Below are 22002 nucleotides of genomic sequence, written 5' to 3'. Positions count from 1 at the left end.
GCGGCAGTGATTTGTGGCCGAGAAGCGCAACCGTGCTTGAGCACGGTGAGCATCGCAGGCCGCAAAGCGCGCCGCGCAGTCGGTTTGCTTAGGCAGCAATCTTGTCCGATTCAATTTTGAATGTACGTTTCTGGAACTTCACATTGCTCGTGGGGCCATACCATTTGAAAAACAGTTTTTCCGCTTCGCCCGACTTTTCCAGTTCCCGCAGCACCTGGTCGACGGCTGTTTTCACGCCCGTCTCGCCCTTGCGGATGCCGAAGGCAAACACTTCCTGGCTGATGTTTTGCGGCAGCACAATATAGTCTTTTTGCGCAGCGCCCAGCTTGGCGTAATTGTTGAGCAGCGAGACTTCATCGTCGACATAGCCGACGCCCTTGCCTTGCTGCAAGCCCAGATAGGCCTGACCCGCCGTCTCGAACGTCACCACGTCCACGCCAGGCACGGCCTTGCGGATATTCGGTTCCTGCGTGCCGCCCTTGACGGTCAGTACTTTCTTGCCGGCCAGGCCAGCGACCGTCGTGATATTGCTGCTTTTTTTCACCAGCACGCGCTGGCCCGTGTAAAACGTGGACAGGGAAAAATCGATCAGCGCTTCGCGTTCCTTGTTATGCGTCAAGGACGCCGTCAGGATATCGATGCGGCCCTGCTGCAATTCGGGAATGCGGGCGGCCACGGCCAGCTGCTTGATCACCGGCTTGACGCCCAGGCCCTGGGCGATGGCGCGGCACAGGTCCACTTCATAGCCGACCAGCTGGCGCGACTTGGCGTCGATGAAGCTGTTCGGCTCGTCCGTGCCCAGGGTCCCACAGACCAGCTCGCCCTTTGCCTTGATGGCGGCCAGTTGGTCCGCTTGCGCCACCTGCGTGAAGGCGATGGAAGTGAAAAGAAGCGCGGCGAAGTGAAGGCGGGTCTGCATGGAATTCCTCTGGTGGACAATGAATGCCGCCATTAGACCGCAACGCTCTTATTTCCAAAAAGGAATCTTTTCACCCATGTTTATGCAGATTTCATCTAAGGCGCCAGCGCCTTCGTCTCGCCACCGAGGCGGATGATCGCTGCCTTGGCCCCCACGGCGCCCGGATAGCGGGGATCGAGCTGCAGCGCCTGGCGATAGGCCTCGACGGCCTGCGGGTGCAAGCCTTGCTCCACATAAAACTCGGCCAGGCTGTCCTGCAGGTTCGCGTCCTGCGGATGCAGGCTGACGGCCGCCTGCAGCACGGCCATGCCTTGCGCCACGGCGCCGCTGCCTTTCAAACGATACGCTTCCAGGTTCAGCGCCGCGGGGCTGGCCGCACCCAGCGGGTCGCGGGCCAGCGCCAGGCGCAGGGCGGCGAGGGCCGGTTCCGTCTTGCCTGCGCGCAGCAAGGTCAGGCCTTGCAGCGCATGCGCGCGGTCGCTGAGCGGATACAGTTCCACGGCCAGGCGGCTGGCCGCCAGCGCCGCGTCTGTCTCGCCGCGCGCGGCCGATGCTTGCGCCAGATCAAGTAACTCGGGCACGAAATCGGGATAGGCGCGCTGGCCGCGGAAGGCCGCGCGCAGCTGGCTATCGCGTGCGGCGATGGGGACGGACGCTGCCGGCCAGGCGATGGCGGCCGTGCGGTCCCAGCTGGCGGCCAGGGTCACGATGGCTTGCTCGAAGGAGGGGGCGAAGCGGGGCAAGTCGCCGGCCTTTATGCCTTGCGACAACTGGATATAGTCGCGCGCAAATGCCAGCGCGCCGCCGCGCGCATATTGATTCAGCTCGACGCCCGCGTCGCGTAACTGTCTGGCCATGCTGGCGCCGGCCGTGAGAAACACGCGCCCCCCTGCGGGATGGCGGGCCGCTTCGATGTAGGCGCGCGCCGCCCTGGCGTCGGGCGCCAGCGCTTGCTGGTTGATTTGCGTAAATGCCTCGCGCGTGGCGGCCGCATCGGCGTACGCTTCATTCGTACGCTCGGCATACGCCCGGCCTTCCTCGAACAGGCCTTGCGCCACCTGGTACGCGCGCTGCGCGCCCGCATCGGCGATATACGTGTTCAGCTGCCACGGTTCGCCCGTGACCACTTCGAACAGGCGCTGCACGAAGGCTTCCGGATTGACGCGCTCGAGATTGGACGCAACGGCAAGGGTGAGTTTGCGCGAGGGAAAGCTGTACAGATAGGTGACGGTTTCCGGCTGCTGGCCGCTGTGGGCAATGGCGTAGCGCCCGCCCGTGGGGAAGATTTCCCAGCCCATGCCATAGTTCGTCAAGCGGCCGGCGCGCGTGGCCATCGGCTGCACCATGGCGGCCACGCTGGCCGCCGACAGTATCTTGCCGGCATGGACACCCCTGCCGAACGCCAGCATGTCGGGCACGCTGGCGCGCGTGCCGCCGGCCGAAAAGCGGCTGCTGATGTCGACGAATTCGGAATTCTTCCACTCCTTGCCGGCCAGCCGGTAGCCGCGCACGCGGTGGGCAATCACGGCGTCCGGGTCATCCAGGACGGTGGCGTCCATGCCCAGCGGCCCCCACACGTGGCGCCGCATGTAGCCGCCATAGCTTTCGCCCGAGGCGCCCTCGATGACGGCGCCCAGCAAGTTGTAGCCATAGCTGGTGTAGCGGAAGCGCGTGCCCGGTTCGGCGATCAGGTCGAACTGCTCGAAGACGGCGATGGACTGGCGCGTATCCTTGTGCTCCTTGAAATGCTGTTCCACCTGGCTGTTGCGGTAGGCATCGATGCCGCCCAGGTGACCCAGCAGCTGGCGCACCGTCACGGGGAACGGCTTGACGGGGAAGTACGGCACATAGGTTTGCACGGGCGCATCCAGGTCGATCTTGCCCTGTTCGACCAATTGCAAAATGGCCACTGCCGTCATGGGTTTGGTGACGGAAGCCAGCCGGTAGCTGGAACGGGCCGTGGCCGGCACGCGGTTTTCCAGGTCCGCATAGCCATAGCCTTTTACCCATTCCACGTCGCCCTGGCTGAAACCGACGGTCACGCCTGGAATGCGTTCCGCACCCATGCGCTGGGCGACCCAGCCGTCGAACTCCGCCAGGCGCGCGGCCAGCGCAGGAGCGGGAACAGCAGTGGGCGCGGAGGCGGCCTGCGCCACGCCGCAGAACAGCGCCAGCGCGCCGGCGAAACCGTAGTATTTGCTGCTTTGCATAGTCATGATTCCCTGGTGAGGGCCGTGTCCACAGCACGGCGCTGATGCATGGTAAGTGTCTTTCACACACTATTGGCGGACCGTGCACGAAATGCACGCAGCCCGCACGAACGGCACCGAAATGGATGAAAATGTTGCAAAGGGGTAGCACATGAGCAGCTACAATGCCCGCCATGCCCTCCTTCTTCCGCTTCCTTCTGCTGTGCTGCCTGGCCTTGCCCTCTTTCGCCTGCGCCATGACTCCGCTCTGGCTGGACGAAGGCTGGCGCGCCTGCGGCAACCCGCCGTCTGTGCCCGCCGCCACGCTGCAGCAACTGGTGCGGCCGGGCCAGCTGCTGTGCGTGGAACGCGATGTCACTCTGGCCGCCTCGCCCTCGTCGACGCAGCTGCTGGTGCTGTCGGCGCTGGCCGCCAGCGAGCTGTGGCTCGATGGTGTCTTGATCGGCAGCAATGGTCAGCCGGCCCGCCAGGCCAGCGGGGAACGCGCGGGCGACATCGATTTCGCCATCCACCTGACGCCACAGCAGTTGGCCAAGGGCAAGCACCACCTGCGCCTGCTGCTGTCGACGCAGCAGGTGCCGGCGCACCTGGCGTCGCCCTTTTATGCGCTGTACCTGGTCGACCGGCACGACTACCGCACGGGGCTGGCCTGGTACCGGCTGCCGCCGCTGCTGCTGGCCGGGGCGCTGGGCGCCGTGTCCCTGCTGTTCCTCGGCTTGACGGCGCTGTATCAGCGGCAACGGCACTGGGCCATGTTTGCCGCGCTGTGCCTGCTGGCGGCGCTGCTGCTGGTGGCGGAACTCTGGCGCAGCTTTGCCGGCTATGCCTACCCCATGCACATGCCGCGCCTGTACGCCGTCAGCGCCCTGACCTGGCTGTTTTCCGCCTTGCTGCCCCTGTATTTTTATACGGCCTACCGCCTGCCGCGCTGGCCACTGGCGGCGGCGGTGCTGCTGGCGTGCATCGCGCTGGCCGGCGCGCTGCCCACGCATTTCGACGCGCGCTGCTGGTGGATGTTTCTGACGGGCCTGGCAGCGAGCCTGGCGCTCAGCCTGATCGCCGTGTGGCGCCGTCTGCCGGGCAGCCGCGGCGGCACCTTGATCGCGCTGGCCTCGTGCGCCCTGTTCCTGCTGACGGGCAGCCAGTTTGCCGAAGGCGGCTTCGCCCTCGTCGTGTGCTTCCTGCTGCTGCCTTTATGCGCGCAATTGCTGGCGCAGTTGTTGCGCGAACGCAGCAAGGCAGCGCGCGCCCAGCAGCTGGAAAACCAGCTCTTGCGCAAAAGCATGCAGCCGCACTTCCTGATGAATTCTCTCAGCCTGATCAGCGAACTCAACGCGCAATCGCCGCAGGCAGCCGAAACCTTCATCGAGGCGCTGGGTGCCGAGTTGCGCATGCTCAACGAATTTGCCCAGCAGCCCAGCATCGCCCTGACGCAGGAACTGGCCCTGTGCGAGAATTACCTGAGCATCATGGGCACGCGGCTGCAGCAGCCGTGCAGCCTGCAACTCGATGGCGAGGCAGCGGGCATCACCGTGCCGCCCGCCCTGTTGCTGACGGCGCTGGAAAACGCGTTCAGCCACAACCGCTACCGCCACGGCGCGGCCTTTGTCTTGCGCATCGCACAACATGCGCAAACGCAATTACTTACCCTGCTCCTGCCCGAAGGCGAGGCGCGACAGCATGCGGGCGGCGGCGTGGGCGAACAGTACATCCGCGCCAGCCTGCACGCCGTGTTCGGCGATGCGGCCCACTATGCCTGCGAACAGCAGCAGGCAGGCTGGCGCCTCACCTTTACCTTGCCGGCGGCGCCATGAATGTATTGATACTGGAAGATGAACCGCTGATCGCGCAAGGCCTCGAACGCGAGGTACGCGCGCATTTCGGCGCGCGACTTCGCAATCTCGTGCTGCATGACAATGTGCCGCAGGCACTGGCCACCCTGGCACAGGAGCAGGGGCAAGAGCGGGTCGACTTGCTGCTGCTGGATTTGAACCTCCATGGAGGGGACGGCTATGACCTGCTGCGCCTGGCCGCCGATGCACGCTTCCAGACCATCATCGTCTCGGCCCACGCGGAACGCTCGATCACGGCGTTCGAGTTTGGCGTGCTCGACTTCGTTGCCAAGCCTTTCAGCCGCGAACGCCTGCACAAGGCGCTGCAGCGCTATACGGGACGACACACGGACGCCGCTTCGCTGGCCGTCAAGAAACGGGGCGCGCTGGAATGGATCGTCATGGCCGACATCGACCACGTGCAAGCCGATGGCCACTACAGCAATATCGTGCTGCGCAGCGGCGAGCAGTGCTTTCACGACTTGCCTATCGACAAGCTCATGGCCCTGCTGCCGCCCCACTTCCTGCGCGTGCACCGCTCCTACATCGTCAACAGCCTCGGTTTCAAGCGGCTGCAGATCGCGGCAGGCGGCAAATACGCGCTCGACACGCAGACGAGCACGGGCATTCCCGTCTCGCGCAGCAGCTATCCCGCGCTGAAACAGCGGCTGCTGGGTTAAAGTTCCCGCTTACCAGTGCTGGGCAAAGTTGGGGAATGGCGAAGCCATGTGCTCGGGTTCCACGGGCGGCGCCATCCAGTCGCGCGGGTCGACCTTGTAGTATTGCAAGAATTGCGCGTACAGCTCCTCGTGGTGCTCGGCCATCTGGTACGGCTTTTCAAAGAAGGTTTCCGTGGCCACGGCAAAGAATTCGGCGGGATTCGTAGCGCCGTAATGGTCCATCACGCTTTGCTGCTGGTACATGGCGTCGTGGCGCAAGTTGTCGAAGTCGCGCGACAGCACCGTGGCCCAGCTGCGGTAGCTCGACACGCTGGGCAGGTACGGCGCGCCATTCGCGGCGCCCGATTCGCTGTCGAGCTGGTGGGCAAATTCATGCAGCACGACATTGTGGCCATCGCTCCAGTCGGCCGCTCCCCGCTGCACGTGGTCCCAGGCCAGCACCACTCTGCCATCGCCCCAGGATTCGCCCAGCAGACCATTCGCCGATGGCGTCACCACGCCGCCCGGCCCCACTTCATCGCGCGTGACGATGAATTCGTTGGGATACACGAGGATGGTGTCGAGTTCCGGATACACCTGGGTCTGGCGGTTCAGCAACAGCAAACAAGCCTGGCCGGCGATGGTGTAGCGCATCTCGTCCGTGATTGCCAGGCCGCCGCAACCGACGAATTTCTTTTGATACAGGAATTGCACGACGAGACGGCGCAACTGCTCCTGCAGCGGCGCCGGCATATGCTTGTAGACAGGAATATTCTTTTCCAGCACGGCCAAGCCTTCAGCCGGCAGGGGCTTGTCCAGGGCCCGCTTCAAGCGCCAGCGGGGAAACCACAGCGACAAGACGATGGCGGCCGTGACGAGGGCGATCCACAACAGCGGATTCATGCGGAATCCCGTTTCAGGCAAGGCAGTGGCGGACACGATAACAAGGCGGCGTAGGCAGACAAGGACAAGCTCCTTCGAATGAACCCGCATCGGAACGGGCGGGCAGTCCAGCCCACATGGGGGTGATTAATATCTTTTCAATCCGCCAAGATCAAAGGGCTGGCTCCAACGCCAAAAGCCGGGGCGTAACCCGGCTTTCATTCTTTCATTACAACGTTCCAACGCCTGGCAAAACCGTAGCGAGCGGCGATGATTTGTGGCTAAGAAGCGCAACCGTACTCTAGTACGGTGAGCATCGCAGGCCGCAAAGCGCGCCGCGCAGTAGGTTTGGTCAGGCGTTATTCTGCAGCTTTCTGCTGTGGCGCACCAAACAAGGCAGCTACCAGCGGGTCGCGCGTCACGGGACCGCGGTTGACGCGGATGGCGTAATGCGTGTCATCGGCCAGGATGTGGAAGTGGCGGCCGCTGCCTGCCATGCTTTGCTCGCGCAAGCCTGGACGGTCCTTGCGCGGTGGCGCGCCTTCGCGTTTTGGCTGGACGATGGCGGCCAGGAAGGCACGCACGCGCTCAGGGTCTGGCGTCAACTGGTACACTGCCTTGCCCAGATAGGTGGCGGTGCCTTCGATGTAGCGGGCCAATTCGATCACGCCCGCTTCGCGCAGGTCGCGGATGTATTTGCGGGCGCCCGATGGCGAAAACTTGAGGAACCAGGCAATTTCGTCGGCCAGCATCTCGTGCAGCGACAATTCGCCGATCAGCTTTTGCATGTTTTCGATGCGGCGCAGGGTGGCCGACGTCGAACGCACGCGCTCGATCGGGGCCATGGAAATGGGATTCATGCGTTCCGGGGGAATGGGTGCTGCGCGTTCTACCATTTGCGAGCCTTTTTCGGGGCTACGAAGTTCCTGGTGCGCTGCCTTTAATTCGCTCTTCACGTGAGACTGAGTCATTGCATGCATTTGAATACTCCTTTTAAACGATTGCCGGTAGCCCGGATTGTTAAGTTCTTGGCAATTTTTATACCAGAACACCACGAATCCTGAGCGTCTGGACACAGAATGCCCGTGTCGGCGGCTACGGTCTGTGCGTTAACGAACATTAGAAGCAAGAAAGTGAAAAATATTGCCCTACCGAATCATTTCTCGCATGGCATCTAAAAATGACATCTAAAATCCCTGTATGACTAACGTGTGCTTCGTTTCGTGGCGCAAAGTGAAATAGCGAACAGAAGCGGAAGCGCCATTGCAATAAATTCAAGCTTCGCGCGCGGCGCCTGCCGCCCGCATCGCGATCCTTCGACTCTTGCAAAGGAAACATCATGAAAATACCTGCCCTGTTGGCCGCCGCCTTGCTCGTCACCCTGTCCGCCTGTAAAAAACCGGCCGAGGCGCCCCTGCCCGAAACGGCGCCCAACCCCGCCTCCACCCCACAAGTGATGCCTGCCCCCGTCACGCCAGCCATGCCGGAAGCGGGTCCCGGCAGCACGACGCCGCCTGCGCCGCTGACCGATCCCGCCACCGCGCCCGCCCTGCCGCCCGCCACGGCGCCAAAGTAAGGCCGGCGCACGGCATCAATACCGGCGCCCGCGCGGCGCCATCCCTACTCCACGGGGGAGTTACGCGTTGCCAGCCTGTTTGCAACGCGTTTTTTTACGATTGGAGTCGGCCACGCCCTGAAGGTTCACCGGCATGCGGCCCCGCCAGCCCACCTCGAAGCGGCCACCCGAAAATGCGGCTATCCGCACAGCCTTTCCCCTCGCCGTGCGGAAAGACGGAATCTCGCCATTTCCCATTTTCAATAGATTCAAATTAAACCTTTATAAACAATCACTTGCAATAAACGCCAAAATGCGCTCCACTGGCACGGAAGATGCTTTTATATTTTCATAACCGCCATCAGAGCGGCAGCCTGACCCACTATATAAAACCATCTACCTTTTGGAGACAACAGCATGGCACGCACCTTCCGCATCTCGTCCTTCCTGAACACCAAGGCACTGACCGTGGCCGTCGCACTGGCCGCGCAATTCCCGCTGGCCGTCCATGCCGCCGACCTGGTTCGCCTGGGCAACCTGAAATTCGCCCATTACGGCGCCGTCGCCTACATGAAGGAAATCGCACCGAAATACGACTTGAAAATTGAAGAGCGCATCTTCGCCAAGGGCCTCGACATCGTGCCAGCCATGATCGCCGGCGAAATCGACGTGTCCGCCAGCGCGCTGGAAGCGGCCATCACGGGCCGCGCCACGGGTTTGCCCGTGTACCTGGTGGGCGGCTTCGCCAAGGGCGGCGTGCAGATCGTCGGCCGCCCTGACCTGAACATCAAGGGGATTGCCGACCTGAAAGGCAAGAAAGTCGGCGTCACGCGCGGCGGCCCGCAGGAAATCCTGCTGTTTGCCGAACTGACCAAGGCCAAGCTGACCTGGTCCGACAAGCCGGGCAAGGACGTGCAGATCCTGTACATGGGCTACCCGGACTTGAACCAGGCCCTGCTGACCAAGGACATCGACGTCATGAGCCAGTCGGAGCCATACTCGACCCAGGCGATCCACAAGAAATACGGCGCGGCCATCATCAAGCCTTACGACACGCCGCTGGGCGAGCCCGTGCGCGCCCTCGTGATGACGGAAAAAATGTACAAGGAAAAGCCGGCCGTGGCCCAGCGCTTCATGGATTGCTTCGTCGCTGCCACGCGCGCCTTCCTGGCCGACCCTAAACTGGCGGAAAAATACGTGCGTGAATCGATGTTCAAGAACCAGATCACGACCGACGATTACCGCGACGCCATCGACAACGCCATCTTCACGGAAGACATCACGCAAAGCCACGTGCAGCTGACCACCGACTACATGGTGAAATTCGGCGTGGGCCGCATGGCCAAACCGCCTGCCGCCAAGGATTGGGTCAAGCTGGATCTGCTGGAAAAAGCCAAAAAGTCCTACGCACCTCGCTAATCTGAAAGTATCACAATGAATATTCAAATGATGAAACGCTTCGCGCACGGTGCCGCCGTGCCCGTCGCCGTGCTGCTGCTGTGGCAAGCCATGTCGACATTCGGCTGGATCAACCCGCAAATCCTGCCATCGCCCGTGGCCGTGCTGGTGAAGTGGTATGAATACCTGGTGCCGATGGAAGCCTACACGCCCGAAACGGGCAATTACCTGGTGTGGATGTTCTCCGGCGAATTGCCGCATGACGCCTGGGCCAGCCTGTCGCGCGTGCTGGGCGGCTTTGCCATCGGCGCCGGCCTGGCCTTGCCATTGGGCTTGCTGATGGGCACCAACAAGACCATCTATAAACTGTTCGACCCGCTGGTGCAGGTGCTGCGCCCGATTCCGCCGATCGCCTACATTCCGCTGGCAATCCTGTGGTTCGGCCTGGGCAATCCGCCCGCCTTCTTCCTGATCAGCATCGGCTCCTTCTTCCCCGTGCTGATGAATACCATCGCCGGCGTACGCCAGGTTGACGGCATCTACATCCGCGCCGCGCGCAACCTGGGCGCCAGCCAGATGACCATGTTCCGCCGCGTCATCCTGCCGGCCGCCACGCCGTACATCCTGGCCGGTGCGCGCATCGGCATGGGCACGGCCTTCATCGTCGTGATCGTGGCGGAAATGATCGCCGTGAATAGCGGCCTCGGCTTCCGCATCCTGGAAGCGCGCGAGTACTTCTGGTCCGACAAGATTATCGCTGGCATGTTTACCATCGGTCTGTTCGGCCTGGCCATCGATATGGCCATGAATGCCCTGAATAATCATTTGCTGCAGTGGCACCGCGGCCTGGAACACTAAGAGGAACGGCCATGACCACGATCAATATCAATGCAGTCAATAAAATCTTCACCACGGGCGGCGCGGACGTCATCGCCCTGAAGGATATCAACCTGGAAATCGCCAGCGGCGAGTTCATCTGCCTGCTGGGACCATCCGGCTGCGGCAAGTCGACCCTGCTCAACGCCATCGCCGGCTTTTCGCAGCCGACGTCGGGCCAGATCCTGGCCGGCGGCAAGCTGATCACCGAACCCGGTCCCGACCGCGGCATGGTGTTCCAGGAATACGCGCTGTTCCCCTGGATGACCATCGAGAGCAATATCGCTTTCGGCCTGGAAATCGCCGGCAAGACGCCGGCCGAGATCAAGGAACGGGTCGACATGCTGCTGAGCATGCTGGGCTTGACGGAATTCCGCGCCCGCTACCCGAAAGACTTGTCGGGCGGCATGCGCCAGCGCGTGGCGATTGCCCGCGTGCTGGCCCTCGATTCGCCGATCATGCTGATGGATGAGCCGTTCGGCGCGCTGGACGCCTTGACGCGGCGCAACCTGCAAGATGAATTGCTGAAAATCTGGAAAGTCTTCGGCACCACCATCGTTTTTGTGACGCACTCGATCGAGGAATCGATCTACCTGGCCGACCGCACCATCGTCATGACCTACCGTCCCGGCACCATCAAGCGCGACGTGGCCATCGACCTGCCCCGCCCGCGCGACCCGAGCGACCCCGAGTTCAACCGCCTGAAGCGCATGCTGGGCGAGATGGTGATGGAAGAGCAGCAGCGTCATCACAATGCGGAAACGATGGCAAGTACCGCCGATTAGTGGCTGGTAGCGTCTGACCAAACCTACTGCGCGGCGCGCTTTGCGGCCGGCGATGCTCACCGTACTAGAGTACGGTTGCGCTTCTCGGCCACAAATCATCGCCGCTCGCTACGGTTTTGTCAGACGCCGAATATTTGCATGTCATATATAGATCAGGATTCGCCGATTCAAGGCGAATCCCACCGTACACTACAATACCGCCTTGGCGGCCCTCGCGCGCTTAACCCGACACACGGAGCACCATGGCATTCGGCAAACGGACCCTGAGACCCGCGCTCGGCCCCCTGCTGGCCGTGGGATCGCTGGTCGTGCTGACGTGGGCGTCGTATGCCTGGGTCAAGCAGCGCCAGCTCGATGAATTGCACCGCACGCTCGATTCGCGCGCGGAACTGTATGCGGCATCCATCGGCGGCGCCCTCAACAAGTACGAATTCCTGCCCCTGGCCGTGGCCCAGAGCGATGCCGTGGCGCAATTACTGGAACAGCCCAGCGCCGACAAGGTCACGCAGATCAACGCCTACCTGGTCGACATGAACCGCCGCGCGGGCGCCTTTGCCGTCTACGTGCTCGATGACAAGGGCACGACCCTGGCGTCGAGCAACTGGCAAGACCGCAGCTCGTATGTCGGCGTCAACTACGGTTTCCGGCCCTATTTCAAGGATGCGTTCGCGGGCGGCATCGGCCGCTTCTACGGCATCGGCGCCTCGACCTTCGAGGCCGGCTATTTCATTTCGCAACCCGTGCAGCGCAACGGGCGCATCATCGGCATCGTCGCCGCCAAGGTCAACCTGGACTGGATCGAGCAATCGTGGCGCACACCGGGCGCGGGCGAACAGATCTGGGTCAAGGACGCGAATGGCGTGCTAATCCTGGCCACCACACCCGCCTTCAAGTTCAAGACACTGGCCCCGCTGTCGGCGGACGCCAAGAACAACATCAGCGAACAGCGCCAGTTCCTGCAAGAAAACCTGCCCATCTTGCCGCACCGGCTGCGGCGCCAGTTCGCCGATGGCGCCAGCGTGATGACCCTGGAACGTCCGCAGACGGGCGATACGCCCGCCCTGTCCGGCAGCGCAGACTATCTGGCCGTGAACCGCGCCCTGGGCCCGCTGCAATGGCAAATCACCGTGCTGGCCGAACTCGACCAGGTCGACGAAGCGGCGCGCAACGCGGCCATCGCCGCCGCGCTGGGCTGGGCCTTGCTGCTGCTGGCCCTGATGTATGCGCGCCAGCGCCGACGCCGCATCGCCGACAAGCTCAATGCGCAGCAAACCCTGGCGCGCGCCTATGAACAGCTGGAAATCAAGGTCGAGCAGCGCACGGCCGACCTGGTGCACGCGAATGGCCGCCTGCAAGCCGAGGTGGCCGAGCGCGAGCGGGCCGAACAGACCCTGCGCTATGCCCAGGCGGAACTGGTGCAAAGCGGCAAGCTGGCAGCCATCGGCCAGATGGCGGCCGGCGTGACGCACGAGCTGAACCAGCCGCTGGCCGCCCTGCAAACGTTTTCCGACAATGCCAAGGTGTTTCTGGCAAGGGGCCGCATCGACGATGCGCTCGATAATCTGTCGACCATTTCCGACCTCGTCAAGCGGCTCGGCTATGTGACGTCGCAATTGAAGGGCTTTGCGCGGCGCAGCGACGATGCGCGCAAGCCCGTCAGCGTGCGCCAGGCATTTGCGCAAACCATGCTGCAAATCCGCACGCGCAAGCATTCGCAGCGCCTGACCCTGCATGAAAGCTGGCTTGAGGACGACATCATCGTGCTGTGCAACGCCATCGGCCTGGAACAGGTGTTTACCAACCTGATCACGAATGCCATGGATGCCGTGCCGGAAAGCGAGCCCGTGCAAATCTGGTTCCAGGTGCGCCGCGAAGGCGACCTCGCCGTGCTGCATATCACCGATAATGGCCCCGGCATCCCGCTGGCCTCGCTCGACAAGATTTTCGACCCCTTCTATACCACCAAGGAACACGGGCTGGGCTTGGGATTGTCGATCAGCGCTGGCATACTGCGCGCGGCCGGCAGCGCCTTGGCCGTGCGCAACCGCAGCGCGCAGGAAGGGGGCGGCGCACAATTTACCATCACCCTGAGCTGCGCCCCGGGGGAGAATAAGATAGAGACGAAGGAATAGGGAATGCACGAGAATAATTTTGAAGGCATGCAAGTGCTGCTGGTGGAAGACGATGCCGTCGTGCGCAAGGGCGCCCGGCAATCGCTGGAACTGGCAGGCCTGCAAGTGACGGCCGTGGCCACGGCCGAAGAAGCGCTGCCCTACCTGGTGCCCGAATTTGCCGGCATTTTATTGAGCGATATCAAGCTGCCCGGCATGGATGGCTTGAAACTGCTCGATATCGCCGTGGCGCAGGATGCCAGCCTGCCCGTCATCCTCGTCACGGGCCACGGCGACGTGTCGATGGCCGTGGGCGCCATGCGCCGTGGCGCCTACGATTTCATCGAAAAACCGTTTTCCGCCGACTTGCTGGTGGAAGTGTGCCGCCGCGCCCTCGATAAACGCCACCTGGTGCTGGAAAACATGAACTTGCGCCGCCAGCTCGAGCAGCGGGTCGGCATCGAAGCGCGCATCGTGGGCCGCAGCGCGGCCATGGCCAAGGTGCGCCAACTGGTGCTGAACCTGGCGCCCAAGTCTGCCGACATCATCATCCTCGGCGAAACGGGAACCGGAAAAGAACTCATCGCCCGCTGCCTGCACGACTTCAGCGAGCGGCGCGACCACCCTTTCGTAGCGATCAACTGCGGCGCCCTGCCCGAATCGATTTTCGAGTCGGAACTGTTTGGCCACGAGGAAGGCGCGTTTACGGGCGCGCAGCGCCAGCGCATCGGCAAGATCGAATACGCGAACGGCGGCACCTTGTTTTTGGACGAAATCGAAAGCATGCCGCTGGCCCTGCAAGTCAAGCTGCTGCGCGTGCTACAGGAACGGCAGGTCGAGCGGCTCGGCTCCAATAAATTGATTTCCGTCAATTTCCGCGTCATCGCCGCGGCCAAGGAAGACTTGAATGTGCTGGCGGAACAGGGCAAATTCCGGCCCGACCTGTATTACCGCCTGAACGTGGCCAGCCTGACCCTGCCTGCCCTGCGCAACCGGCGCGAGGATATCCCCTTGCTGTTCGAATTTTTCGTGCTGCAGGCGGCGCTGCGCTATGGCCAGCCGGCTGCCCTCGTCAGCGGCGAACTGATCTCCTCGCTGATGGCGCAGCGCTGGGCCGGCAATGTGCGCGAGCTGCACAATGTGGCCGACCGCTTCGTGCTGGGCTTGCTCGACGATACCCTCAGCCCGGCCGGCTGCCGCGAAGCCTCGCTGGCCGAGCAAGTCGACACTTTCGAGATTTCCATCATCGAGGAAGCCTTGCGCCGCCACAATGGCAACGTCATCGACGCGGCCGCCAGCCTGAATATTCCGAAGAAAACCCTGTACGACAAGCTCAAGCGATTTGATATCTCGACGGAGCAATTCCGATAATCAGTAGCAACCAGCCGACACAAGCATGAGGCCGCGTCCTACCCGTGCCGGCGGTATCCTGTGTGAGAATGCAAGCTCTTACTCATTTCTGCACAGGACACTGCCATGAAAACCGCCGCTCTCTTGTTGGCCGCCACCCTGATGACCGTCGGCGGCGCCTGGGTGCAAGCCCAATCGACGACGAATCTGAACCAGACGGGCAACCACACCAACAATCCGAATGATTCTGGCCAGAAATCGGACCAGTCCGACAAACTGGACAACAAGGGCAAGCTGGTCCACGACGCCAAGCCCGCCAAGGCGCGCACGGACAAGCGCACGCGGCGCGGGAAGCCCACAGCGCCGCCAGCGTCCACACCGGCTGTGCCCAGCATCCCCGTCGCTCCCACGAAATAGTGTCAGCGCTGCGCCACGTTGCTTCCAGGCACGCTATCATCGCGCCTTTGCAAGATAGCCAGGAAAACAATGAAAGCAGCATGGTGTGGAATGATAGCGGCAGGCGTATTGGCCGCCGCGAGCGTACAGGCAGCGCCCACGGTGGGCGAGTGCATGGAACTGACGACGGGCATCAAGTTCAGCAAGAACAATGGCGACGCGCAAGTCAACGTCGAAGAAACCTTTGAAGGCAAGAAACAAAAGGGCACGCAGCTGATCCTCGACGGCGGCGTGCTGCTGGCCACGTCCTACCAGGACATCCGCGATGGCCAGGTATTCCTCACGGGCAACGTCCACTATAATGAAGACGGCACGGTGCGCAGCAAGAACGTCTACACGCCGCAGTCCGCCATCCCCGCGACCATGCGCCCCGGCCAGGAAGTGCGCGTGCAATTCACGGACACGCAAACGAGCACCCACTACCCGCTGGCGGGCCTGTCCGACAAGATCACCACCTCCACGCGCACGGACGAGCGCAACTTTTCCATCACCTTCCTCGGCTGGGAACGCCTGGAACTGGGCGGCCGCCGCTTCCCCGACGCCTGCAAGTTCGAACTGCGCGACGTCGGTGGCAAGAGCAAAGGCAAGAGCGGCGAATACGTGTGGTACGCGCAAGGCTACGGCGTGATCATGACGGACAAGCTGGACAAGGATGGCGACGTGCAGCCCGCGTATCGCATCGCGCTGACGAAGATCATCAGTGCGCCGTAAGGCCGCCTTCTTTTCCGCAATGCTTGCGTAAACGCAATTAATCCGCCATCCCGCCCCTCTACACTGACCTGTCTGGTCAGCATGGAGCGGCGATGGCGTATCCCAAACTTCCCTACACCAGCGGCATGAGTAGCGCCCTGCTCCATTGCGGCCGCCTCAACGACGCCATCGTGCGCATCCGCCCTGAGCTGCCGGGCAACGTCATCGTCATCCATGGCGTCAACGACGTGGGTACGAGTTTCAGTGCCGTGGAAAAAGGACTCTGCCAGGGACTCGATGCGCGCATGTATGGCGGCGGGCACGTGTTCACCCCAGCCACCTACCGCCTGCCACAGGAGGCCGACAAGCGTGAAGTGATCGCCGATCCGGACGCGGTCTACTTCAAGCGCAAGCATGATGACACGACGTACAGTCCCGTCATCCCGTTTTACTGGGGCTTTCGCGAACGCAGCAACGCCAGCAAGGTGGTCAACGGCCAGAACACGGACCGCTACGGCAACCGCCTGGACAAGGATATGTCGAAGAACGGCGGCCCGTTCGGCAATGCCACCAATACCCTGCCCGACATGTGGAACAAGGGCTTGTTTTCGCCGTACGACGTGGGCGGCGACCCCGTGCGCCCTTTGAAGACGGCGCCTGGACGCATGTACATGGTGCTGGCCGCCAAGCGCCTGGCGGCGCTCATCGCCATGATCCGCGACTACGACAGCAACGATGTCGTCTCCATCGTGGCGCACAGCCAGGGCTGTCTGATCTCGCTTCTGGCACAGGCCTTCCTGCTCGACGAAGGCAAGCGGCCGGCCGACACGCTGATCCTTACGCATCCGCCCTACAGCCTGGTGGAAGACACGACCATGTTTTTCGGCGCGGCGGAAACGAGCCGCATCTTTGGTGGCGGCCGGGATGCGGCGATGGAAAACCAGTACGACGCCATCAGCAACCGCCAGACCCTGCATGCGCGCCTGCAAACCCTGGTGCAGATCGTGCAAGGCGTGGTGACCAAAAAGCACGCCACGCCCGCCTTTGCGCAGATCAAGGATCATGCCGTCTGCCACGGCATGGCAGGCGCGGCATGGCGCGCGGAAGCGGACCGAGACAACCGGGGCAAGGTCTACCTGTACTTCTGCCCCGAAGACATGACTGTAGCGCTGGATAATATGCAGGGCATCGGCTGGCAAGGCATACCCGACCACATCGACGGTCATGGCCTGTCCAAAACCAAGGGCAAGACGGACAAAAGCATCTGGGGTGACGGTCCCACCTACTGGGACAAGGAATCCCAGCATCGCCAGCCGCTGGCGGAACTGGGCAAGGGATTTTACCAGCGCGTCTTCACCAACAAGCAACGCCTTGACGCCGCTGGCAAAAACAATGGGCCGGTGCTGGTGGGCCAACCGCCGCACGACTTCGCCCTGCGCCTGGATGGCGAGGACGACCATGCCCACGTGGCCGGCGCCAACCGGGGCCACCGCGGCAACCATGCCGAGTCACAGTGGCCGCCCGTCAAACCAAGTAAATGGAATATCTTTTCCACGGAAACGGGACGGCGCGAAGGCTTGCGTACGATCAATGGCGAAGCCTTGCGCGTACCCGGGAAAGCCGTGCTCGACGGCGGCGAGATCCGCCCTGGTAAGTTCCCGAGGGATTCCGACCAGGCCAGGCTGCCGCGCGACCAGCAAGGACCGTGCGAGGAAGTCGACCCGATCGATGCGGCCATCGCGGTAACCAGCAAGCAAGGTTTGCGCATGCGCAGGCAGGAAGTCATCGCCGATCCGCGTCCGAAGCAGCATCGCATTCCCGAATACGGCGTCGGCAGGTTCGGCGCGGGCGAGCACGAGCAAGTGGAAAAGGCCCTGAACGTGGGCAAGGAAGCGGGCGACCAATGCAAACTCGACCGCGTCTCGCGCCATCCGGGCGGCGGCGACATGCTGCTTGTGAATCGCGAAGAAACCCCGAACGAGGCGCGCAAGCGCTGGCAGAACGAGGTCAGTCCCAAATCCTTCCACGGCGCCATCATCGGCAATGCGGAAAACCACCGCAACGTGACGGCGTATGACGTGGCAATCGGCGGTGGCAAGGCGAGCAGCGATCCGAGGTTTTACCAGTATTTGTGTGCGGTGGCGGATTGGCGGCTGAAAACCGATGAAAAAATATCACGCCTATCGATATTGAAGTGGGATACCTTTGCAAAAAATTTCGCGGTTTACTTGTCTGCCGAGCCTGCGGCGCGTAAGGCAATTATCGTAGGTAATGCGCGCTATTACAGTTCGGGAGAACTTCCCGCTTGTATTCCCGCCCTACATGAGGGCCTGCCTTCCACCGTTGTATGTGAAATAGTCAACGGCAGGCGTACTGATTCAGTCGTCACGCCGGTCGTCCATAAAGCCAGCGACGAAATACCAAGATGAAAAGCTTATTCCTCCGCTTGCAATATCCGCTGTATGCAGTCGCCAGCGTACTGGCACTGCTATTGCTTTGGTCATTACTGATCAGCCCATCACCTTTCTTGCTGGAGTCCACGATGAGCAGCAAAGTCTTGAAGTACCTGCATGGGCTGTTGCTGATCCCGCCTCTCGTGGCAGCCACATTGCTAGGCTCACGCTGGCTGCACTCGTCCAAGCCTATGGTCGTCGCAAAGCCGCAAGTGCAGCAGATGGTGCCCAGCGAACAGGAAAAGCGGGAATATGTGCTGGAGGTTATCGGTCTCGGCGTCACCCTGGACAAATACCGACAAGGGAAATTGTGGGAAGCCCTGCAAAAGGGAAATGCCTATGCCAGCATCCGCGAACAAGACAAGAAGAAATATCCATGGAGCAGCCTGGACAAAGCAGGCACCAGTGGGGGACGCGCAGGCGACTCGCTCGAAAATGGCGCGCTGAACACCCCTATGTATTTTGCCGTGCCCATCTTTAACGCCGAAGGTCCCATTGCAGATCCTGCGCTGCAAGATACACCACACTCGCCCATTATGGGTCTGGCAGGTAGCACCGCCTCTTCCGGCATGCACTGGCATCTGTTTGTGGCGGGGCCACGACGCTTCGAGGAACATCCCGAGCATATTCTAGAAGATGTTTTCGCATTTTTTGACGCCCATCCTGACGTGCCATACATCATCTTGAATTCGCATGATGGCATGGAATCGCGCGATATCAATCGCAGTCCCAACACTCCCGAATTGCTCAAAGATGGCTACTACATCCCCGAAATGCCCGACACCTCCGCCCTCTTCGTGCTGGCCCGGCGTGAACGCATCGATGCCGTGCGCAAGTTCGCCTACGATGACGCGCCGCCCGAGGACAGCGTCGATGACTTGAATACCTACGGCGTGGCGCGGCGCCTGTATCTGGCATATGACAAATTGATGCGAGCAGTGCCCCATCCAGACAAAAAAGAAGACCCGAGTGCATTCACCCAGCGTCAGCCCTCAATCGCCGAATGGCTCCCCGTCGCCGCGCAATTCGCGCAGCGCTCCGATATCCGCGGCACGGGCAGCTTCAGCATGCTCGACAGGCTCCAGCACAAGACCTACCAACCGCCCAAAGACTGGCAACCCACGCCCTGGTTTCCCTTGCCCTTCAACAAGGAACAACTGGCGCAGCTGGACCGCCTGCCTACCTTCGGTTTCATCCACCGGCCCACGTTTGTCAGGATGACGGATGAGCGCGGCAAGCCCCTGACGCGGCGCGATCAGCGCGAGCAAGCCTTGCAGGCGGGCTGGCAACAAGCCTTGCGCAGCTTGCCGAAAGCCGAGCGCCCCGCCGCGCCGACGCGTCTGGTCGCCGCCACCGGTGGCAATCAGGCGCAGCTGGTGGCGCTGCACAAGACCTTGCTGAGCCATGCGGAAGATGGTGGCACGGAACTCGACAGTGGCAAGCCGCAGCAGTGGATAGATACGGACCAGCGCCTGGGCAACACGGGCGCGGCCACCCTGTTCGTGCAAATGGCCATCGCCGTGATGGGCAGCTACCGCGATGGCGGCGTCAGCGCCGTGGTGAACCTGCGCAACCCGGACGAAGCGACCATCGTGCTGGTCAGCCCGCCGTCGGACGAAAAACGCCGCACGCAAAAGCATCCGCACGGCGGCGATGTGCTGCGGCACCACGTCACGCCAGCCATCGACCCGGCGAATTATCCGGCGAACTGATTATTTACCCTGCACGGCAAGCTGTGCCAGCGCATTGCCCCGCACCTGAAACGCCACCTGCGCCACCGTCTTGCCTGCATCATCGACGAGCGCCAGCGCATGCTTGCCGGGCACGGGGCGCCAGCTGATGCTGTCAAGAGCCGCGCCCATGTCCTTGCCGTCGAGCACCCAACGCAAGGCGTGGCTGCCCTGGGCCTGGAAAAACACGCGCTGCAGGGCGGGCGGGATGTCGGGGTCGATGGCGAGGATACTGTCTTCGGCCGGATACACGATGGCGGGCGGCTTCACGGTGTCGCCCAGCACGGCGATGACGGGGCTTTCCGTACCAAAGATAAACCATTCGCGGCGCGGCGCTTCCAGCGCAGGCTGGTACGCCACCATCTGCTGCAATACGCCTGGCGGCGCTTTCGGTGCATGGCTGGGCATGTTCCTGTGCAGATAATCCATCACGTCGCGCCACACGGGCGCGGCGCCCGTCACGCCCGACACGTCCCACATGGGCTTGCCGTCGAAGTTGCCCACCCAGACACCCACCGTGTAGCGCGCCGAGTAACCCATGCACCAGTTGTCGCGCATGTCCTTGCTCGTGCCCGTCTTGACGGCGCTCCAGAAATTCGTCCCCAGCTCGTTGCGCAAACCAAACGTCATGCTGCGCGCGGCGCGGTCGGCCAGGATGTCGCCCACGATGAAGGCGGCGCCTGCCTCCATCACGCGGCGCCTGTCCTTGCCCGCTTGCCCCGGCTGCAGGCTGGCGGTGCTGTACAGCCCGCCGTTGGCCAGCGCGCGGTAGGCGTTGGCCAGTTCCAGCAGGGTCACTTCGGACGAACCCAGCGCCAGCGAGGGGCCGTAGTATTCGGCCGCTTCCGTCAGGCTGGACAGGCCCACGTCCTTCAGTCGATTGTAAAAGCCGTCCTGCCCCGTCAGCAGCACTGTACGCACGGCAGGAATGTTGAGCGAGCTGGCCAGGCTGGTGCGAGCGCTGACATAGCCCTTGAAGTTGCGGTCGTAGTTTTGCGGCGCGTACATGCCCGATGCCGTGGCGACATCGAGCGGCGAATCGTCCATGACGGACGCGGCCGTCATCAGCCGGCGCTCGATGGCCAGTTCATACAAGAACGGTTTCAAGGTGGAACCGGCCTGGCGCAGGGCCGCCACGCCATCCACGTGGCTGCCGCCCGCATTGCCCACATAGGCGAGGATTTCTCCGCTGCGGTTGTCCAGCACGATGATGGCGCCATCGTTGACATTGCGCTCGCGCAATGACGCCAGCTGCTGGCGCAGATTTTCCTGTGCGAAACGCTGCAAGGGGCCGTCCAGGGTGCTGGCAACTTGCGCACCCGGCTGTTTCAGCAACTGCTGCGCCACTTGCGGCGCCGGCGCCAGTTCCGCGTAGACCGCATTGCGCTGCAGGGCCGTCTGCACGCGCTGGCCGATCAGCTGGCAACTGCTGTCCATGCGCCACTCTTTCGCCAGCGCGCAGGCGCGGCGCGTGACGGTGGCCGGCGGCGCGTTCGGCGCCCGCACGAGGCTGGCCAGGATGATGGCGTCCGTCTGGTTCAGTCCCGACGGCGCCTTGCCGAACAGGCTGTACGAGGCGGACGCGATGCCTTGCAGCTCGCCGCGGAACGAGACCAGATTCAAATACGCTTCGAAAATCTGCGCCTTGCTCCAGCTGTCTTCGATAGCCTGGGCGGCACGTATCTGGTCCCATTTCTGGCGCAGGCTGCGTCCGCCCGAGGACGCCTGCAAATCCGCGTCCAGCTGGCCCGCCAGCTGCATGGTGATGGTCGAGGCCCCCCGGGGCTTTTTCGAAAACAGATTGTCCCAGGCGGCCGTGGCCAGCGCGGACACATCCACGCCGCCATGACGCATGAAGCGCTGGTCTTCCGCCAGCAGCACGGCCTGCTGCACGGCCGGTGAAATATCGGACAGCGGAACCCACGGCAAGCGCCGTACCTTCATATCCACGCGCAACGATTGCAGGGGCACGCCGCTGCGGTCCAGCAATTGCGCTTCCGAACTGCGGTACGCGGCCTGCACCTGGGCCGGCGTCAATATCGCTTCAGCGAAGACCGGGCCGGCCAACAGGCCGCCCATCAGTAAAACAAACCCTT

The 22002-nt window shown here is 62.5% G+C and carries 17 protein-coding genes; 12 read left to right on the top strand and 5 right to left on the bottom strand.

What is annotated here, in order from left to right; translation table 11 throughout:
• Positions 1-88: 88 nt before the first annotated feature.
• Together AC3IQ7_RS10220 and AC3IQ7_RS10215 are read right to left on the bottom strand one after the other, a co-directional pair.
• Positions 89-919 (bottom strand): transporter substrate-binding domain-containing protein, encoded by an 831-nt coding sequence (locus AC3IQ7_RS10220; RefSeq protein WP_322428002.1) that lies wholly within the window; start codon positions 917-919, stop codon positions 89-91.
• Positions 920-1014: 95 nt separating this feature from the next.
• Positions 1015-3135 carry a serine hydrolase domain-containing protein gene (locus AC3IQ7_RS10215; protein ID WP_489209358.1) on the bottom strand — a complete coding sequence of 707 codons (2121 nt, stop codon included), beginning with the start codon at positions 3133-3135 and terminating at the stop codon, positions 1015-1017.
• A 158-nt stretch (positions 3136-3293) separates the two neighbouring features.
• Here AC3IQ7_RS10215 and AC3IQ7_RS10210 point away from each other — a divergent pair, with 158 nt between their 5' ends.
• Positions 3294-4943 carry a histidine kinase gene (locus AC3IQ7_RS10210; protein WP_489209356.1) on the top strand — a complete coding sequence of 550 codons (1650 nt, stop codon included), beginning with the start codon at positions 3294-3296 and terminating at the stop codon, positions 4941-4943.
• Positions 4940-5641 (top strand): LytR/AlgR family response regulator transcription factor, encoded by a 702-nt coding sequence (locus AC3IQ7_RS10205; RefSeq protein ID WP_099380436.1) that lies wholly within the window; start codon positions 4940-4942, stop codon positions 5639-5641. Before AC3IQ7_RS10210 ends, AC3IQ7_RS10205 begins: the two co-directional genes overlap by 4 nt.
• Before the next feature lie 9 nt (positions 5642-5650).
• On the opposite strand, the gene AC3IQ7_RS10200 is transcribed toward AC3IQ7_RS10205, so the two are convergent.
• A complete protein-coding gene (locus AC3IQ7_RS10200) occupies positions 5651-6523 on the bottom strand; it encodes a M90 family metallopeptidase (RefSeq protein WP_489209354.1) in 873 nt (290 codons plus the stop codon).
• A gap of 338 nt (positions 6524-6861) precedes the next feature.
• Positions 6862-7398: a winged helix-turn-helix domain-containing protein gene (locus AC3IQ7_RS10195; protein ID WP_077401602.1), complete on the bottom strand. Its 537-nt coding sequence runs from the start codon at positions 7396-7398 to the stop codon at positions 6862-6864.
• Between the two features lie 443 nt (positions 7399-7841).
• Here AC3IQ7_RS10195 and AC3IQ7_RS10190 point away from each other — a divergent pair, with 443 nt between their 5' ends.
• The 10 genes from AC3IQ7_RS10190 (at position 7842) to AC3IQ7_RS10145 (ending at position 19888) form a co-directional block, all read left to right on the top strand.
• Positions 7842-8078: a hypothetical protein gene (locus AC3IQ7_RS10190; RefSeq protein ID WP_099380438.1), complete on the top strand. Its 237-nt coding sequence runs from the start codon at positions 7842-7844 to the stop codon at positions 8076-8078.
• Positions 8079-8474: 396 nt separating this feature from the next.
• Positions 8475-9476 (top strand): ABC transporter substrate-binding protein, encoded by a 1002-nt coding sequence (locus tag AC3IQ7_RS10185; protein ID WP_099380439.1) that lies wholly within the window; start codon positions 8475-8477, stop codon positions 9474-9476.
• 27 nt (positions 9477-9503) lie between these two features.
• Entirely contained in the window at positions 9504-10313 is an 810-nt protein-coding gene (locus AC3IQ7_RS10180; protein ID WP_369812242.1) for an ABC transporter permease, read from the top strand.
• Between the two features lie 11 nt (positions 10314-10324).
• A complete protein-coding gene (locus AC3IQ7_RS10175) occupies positions 10325-11116 on the top strand; it encodes an ABC transporter ATP-binding protein (RefSeq protein ID WP_034786306.1) in 792 nt (263 codons plus the stop codon).
• A 242-nt stretch (positions 11117-11358) separates the two neighbouring features.
• On the top strand, positions 11359-13248 hold the full coding sequence (locus tag AC3IQ7_RS10170; RefSeq protein ID WP_278318298.1) for a sensor histidine kinase: 1890 nt from the start codon (positions 11359-11361) through the stop codon (positions 13246-13248).
• Positions 13249-13251: 3 nt separating this feature from the next.
• Entirely contained in the window at positions 13252-14598 is a 1347-nt protein-coding gene (locus tag AC3IQ7_RS10165; RefSeq protein WP_070278602.1) for a sigma-54-dependent transcriptional regulator, read from the top strand.
• 105 nt (positions 14599-14703) lie between these two features.
• The gene (locus AC3IQ7_RS10160; RefSeq protein WP_099380443.1) at positions 14704-14994 is read left to right on the top strand and encodes a hypothetical protein; all 291 of its coding nucleotides are present in this window, start codon (positions 14704-14706) and stop codon (positions 14992-14994) included.
• Positions 14995-15084: 90 nt separating this feature from the next.
• Complete coding sequence (locus tag AC3IQ7_RS10155) at positions 15085-15744, top strand: hypothetical protein (RefSeq protein ID WP_489209348.1); 660 nt, start codon at positions 15085-15087, stop codon at positions 15742-15744.
• Between the two features lie 92 nt (positions 15745-15836).
• A complete protein-coding gene (locus AC3IQ7_RS10150) occupies positions 15837-18152 on the top strand; it encodes a T6SS effector phospholipase Tle3 domain-containing protein (protein ID WP_489209346.1) in 2316 nt (771 codons plus the stop codon).
• A 113-nt stretch (positions 18153-18265) separates the two neighbouring features.
• Positions 18266-19888, top strand: coding sequence for a type VI lipase adapter Tla3 domain-containing protein (locus AC3IQ7_RS10145; protein WP_489209344.1), 1623 nt, complete (start codon positions 18266-18268; stop codon positions 19886-19888).
• On the opposite strand, the gene pbpC is transcribed toward AC3IQ7_RS10145, so the two are convergent.
• A complete protein-coding gene (pbpC, locus tag AC3IQ7_RS10140; RefSeq protein WP_489209342.1) occupies positions 19889-21985 on the bottom strand; it encodes a penicillin-binding protein 1C in 2097 nt (698 codons plus the stop codon).
• Positions 21986-22002: the final 17 nt, after the last annotated feature.

It is taken from the genome of Janthinobacterium sp. GL_088 (assembly GCF_057837845.1).
The sequence above is the reverse complement of the archived record's forward strand: the minus strand, read 5'-3'. Positions and strand labels throughout refer to the sequence as shown.

Bases quoted from the DNA above. Each gene is read 5' to 3' on its own strand.
- AC3IQ7_RS10200 (WP_489209354.1), bottom strand. From the start codon at position 6,523: ATGAATCCGCTGTTGTGGATCGCCCTCGTCACGGCCGCCATCGTCTTG.
- AC3IQ7_RS10165 (WP_070278602.1), top strand. From the start codon at position 13,252: ATGCACGAGAATAATTTTGAAGGCATGCAAGTGCTGCTGGTGGAAGAC.
- AC3IQ7_RS10220 (WP_322428002.1), bottom strand. From the start codon at position 919: ATGCAGACCCGCCTTCACTTCGCCGCGCTTCTTTTCACTTCCATCGCC.
- pbpC (WP_489209342.1), bottom strand. From the start codon at position 21,985: ATGGGCGGCCTGTTGGCCGGCCCGGTCTTCGCTGAAGCGATATTGACG.
- AC3IQ7_RS10205 (WP_099380436.1), top strand. From the start codon at position 4,940: ATGAATGTATTGATACTGGAAGATGAACCGCTGATCGCGCAAGGCCTC.
- AC3IQ7_RS10210 (WP_489209356.1), top strand. From the start codon at position 3,294: ATGCCCGCCATGCCCTCCTTCTTCCGCTTCCTTCTGCTGTGCTGCCTG.
- AC3IQ7_RS10155 (WP_489209348.1), top strand. From the start codon at position 15,085: ATGATAGCGGCAGGCGTATTGGCCGCCGCGAGCGTACAGGCAGCGCCC.
- AC3IQ7_RS10180 (WP_369812242.1), top strand. From the start codon at position 9,504: ATGATGAAACGCTTCGCGCACGGTGCCGCCGTGCCCGTCGCCGTGCTG.
- AC3IQ7_RS10145 (WP_489209344.1), top strand. From the start codon at position 18,266: ATGAGCAGCAAAGTCTTGAAGTACCTGCATGGGCTGTTGCTGATCCCG.
- AC3IQ7_RS10150 (WP_489209346.1), top strand. From the start codon at position 15,837: ATGGCGTATCCCAAACTTCCCTACACCAGCGGCATGAGTAGCGCCCTG.
- AC3IQ7_RS10170 (WP_278318298.1), top strand. From the start codon at position 11,359: ATGGCATTCGGCAAACGGACCCTGAGACCCGCGCTCGGCCCCCTGCTG.
- AC3IQ7_RS10195 (WP_077401602.1), bottom strand. From the start codon at position 7,398: ATGGTAGAACGCGCAGCACCCATTCCCCCGGAACGCATGAATCCCATT.
- AC3IQ7_RS10215 (WP_489209358.1), bottom strand. From the start codon at position 3,135: ATGACTATGCAAAGCAGCAAATACTACGGTTTCGCCGGCGCGCTGGCG.
- AC3IQ7_RS10160 (WP_099380443.1), top strand. From the start codon at position 14,704: ATGAAAACCGCCGCTCTCTTGTTGGCCGCCACCCTGATGACCGTCGGC.
- AC3IQ7_RS10185 (WP_099380439.1), top strand. From the start codon at position 8,475: ATGGCACGCACCTTCCGCATCTCGTCCTTCCTGAACACCAAGGCACTG.
- AC3IQ7_RS10190 (WP_099380438.1), top strand. From the start codon at position 7,842: ATGAAAATACCTGCCCTGTTGGCCGCCGCCTTGCTCGTCACCCTGTCC.
- AC3IQ7_RS10175 (WP_034786306.1), top strand. From the start codon at position 10,325: ATGACCACGATCAATATCAATGCAGTCAATAAAATCTTCACCACGGGC.